Origin of the sequence: Microbacterium sp. (assembly GCF_031178525.1) — a bacterium.
GTDB lineage: Bacteria > Actinomycetota > Actinomycetes > Actinomycetales > Microbacteriaceae > Microbacterium.
On sequence record NZ_JAPSJA010000345.1, the window covers coordinates 1 to 2,267 of the forward strand.

General features: G+C 73.6%; 2 protein-coding genes and 1 pseudogene. 2 read left to right on the top strand and 1 reads right to left on the bottom strand.

Annotated features, from left to right (window positions below):
- The first annotated feature begins 142 nt into the window (after positions 1-142).
- On the top strand, positions 143-1,345 hold the full coding sequence (locus RIF89_RS14160) for a histidine kinase (protein WP_309069720.1): 1,203 nt from the start codon (positions 143-145) through the stop codon (positions 1,343-1,345).
- Entirely contained in the window at positions 1,342-2,019 is a 678-nt protein-coding gene (locus tag RIF89_RS14165) for a response regulator transcription factor (protein ID WP_309069721.1), read from the top strand. The genes RIF89_RS14160 and RIF89_RS14165 overlap by 4 nt, the downstream gene beginning before the upstream one ends.
- 7 nt (positions 2,020-2,026) lie before the next feature.
- Here RIF89_RS14165 and RIF89_RS14170 read toward each other — a convergent pair.
- A pseudogene (locus RIF89_RS14170) lies at positions 2,027-2,267 on the bottom strand (DUF2207 domain-containing protein); the annotation flags it as partial.

Here is a 2,267-nt window from a genome sequence, read left to right on the forward strand (position 1 = left end):
TCACCGCAGCGGCGATCTCGATCGTGCTGGGCGTCGCCGTCGACGGCGTGATGCGGCTGATCCGCCGCGCCCGCCGGCGACGCACCCCCGAAGGGTCCGAGTCCTGCGACGCAGACGCCCGCGACGCAGAGGAGGTGCCGGCGTGAACGCGATCTGGAGGCGCGCGCTGTGGAGCCCGCCGACACGCCCCCTCGGCTTCCCCGACTGGGCGACGTGGGCGACGGTCGCCGTCGCGATCGCGGCGGTCGGGATCCCGATCCATGCCGCGATCCACGGCCTCTGGATGCCGATGGCGTTCGTCCTCGGGATCGCGCAGGGCGGCAGCATCCTGCTCGCCGGGCTGTCGCCGTGGCTCGGCGCGCTGGTGCACGTGCTCGCGCTCACCGGCATCGCGCTGGGATCGTCGCCGCAGCTCGCCCCCTGGCCGCTGAGCGTGATCAGCATGATCGCGCTCAGCGCGCTGCTCGTGCTGCTGGGACTGCACGCCGAGTGGCGGCTGCAGGTCCTGACGTGGGGCGCCGCCATGACGAGCATGCTCGTGATCGCGGGCATCGTCACGCTGCAGCGCGACGACACGTCGGCCGGCAACGCGCTGATCGTGGGCGCAGGCGTCACGGCGCTCGCGGCGCTCACGGGCGGCATCGTCGGGCTGCTGCAGCGCCAGGTGCGCACCGCCCGCCACGCGACCGAGCTCGAGCGCGAACGCGTCGCATGGGCGGCGGAGCGCTCGCGCATCGCACGCGAGATGCACGACGTGGTCGCCCACAGCATGTCCCTCGTGCATATGCGCGCGACGTCGGCGCGCTTCCGTCTCGAGAACCTGGACGAGGCGGCGACGGCCGAGTTCGACGGCATCGCCGAGCAGGCTCGCGGCGCGCTGCGAGAGATGCGCGGACTGCTCGGCGTGCTGCGCGAGGAGGGCGACGTGCTCACGGCGCCGCAGCCCGGCCTCGCGGCGCTGCCCTCCCTGATCGAGGCGACGCGCGCGGCCGGCACCGCCATCGACGCGGACCTCGAGCCGATCGACCCGCCGCCCTCACAGCCCGTGCAGCTCGCGCTGTACCGGGTCGCGCAGGAGTCGCTGAGCAACGCCGTGCGGCACGCGCCCGGCGCGGATGTCTCCGTCGCACTGGCGCTCGTGCGTGGCGAGATCGTGCTGCGCGTGCGCAGCAGTCGCGGACACGGTCCGACCGCGCCCGTGGAGGGCGGAGGCCACGGGCTCCGCGGCATGATGGAGCGCATGTCCTCCGTCTCGGGAACCCTTGCGCACGGCGCGGATGAGACCGGCGCCTTCACGGTCGAGGCGCGCGTGCCGCACGCCGCGGACGCCGGGACCGCGGCGTGACCATCCGCGTGCTGGTCGTCGACGACCAGCAGATGTTCCGGGTCGGACTGACCTCGATCCTGGGCGCGCAGCCCGACATCGAGGTCGCGGGCGAGGCCGAGGACGGCGCATCGGCCCTGTCCCGGGTGCGCAGTCTGCGACCCGATGTCGTGCTGATGGATGTCCGCATGCCGGGGATGAACGGCATCGACGCGACGCGCACGATTCTGAACGATCCGGTCTCGACCCATCGCCCGCGGATCCTGATGCTGACGACGTTCGACATCGACGACTACGTCTTCGCGGCCTTGCGGGCGGGCGCAAGCGGCTTCCTCCTCAAGGACGCGACGCCCGAGGAGCTCGTGGGCGCCGTGCGCACGGTGCACGCCGGCGAGGCGCTGCTCGCCCCGAGCGTGACGCGCGCGCTGATCGAGGAGTTCGTCGGCACGCCCGAGCGCCGCGCCGCGCCGTCGCACCTGCTGTCCGAGCTGACGGATCGCGAGCGCGAGGTGTTCACGCTCATGGCGGCAGGGCACTCGAACGCCGAGATCGCCGCGCGCCTGTTCGTGTCCGAGCAGACCACGAAGAGCCACGTGAGTCGCATCCTGTCGAAGCTCGCCCTGCGTGATCGCGTGCATGCCGTCGTGTTCGCGTACGACTCGGGGCTCGTGCGCCCGGGCGACGGGCGCCGCTGAGCCGGCGTCACACCCCGCCGCCTCCGCCTCCTCCGCCACCGCCGCCCGCGGACCCGCCGCCCGTCGACCCGCCCGACGAGCTCGACGTGCTGGTCGCGGAGGACATCGCGCTGACGCTCGCGGCGAACGCGGCCGCGTTGAGCGGCCCCGTCCCGGCGTACCACCCCGGCGCCTCGCCCGGGTACATCACGGCGAGGTGCTCGGCCCACTGCCGCTCCTGTCCGAACACCACCGCGAACGGCAGCAGG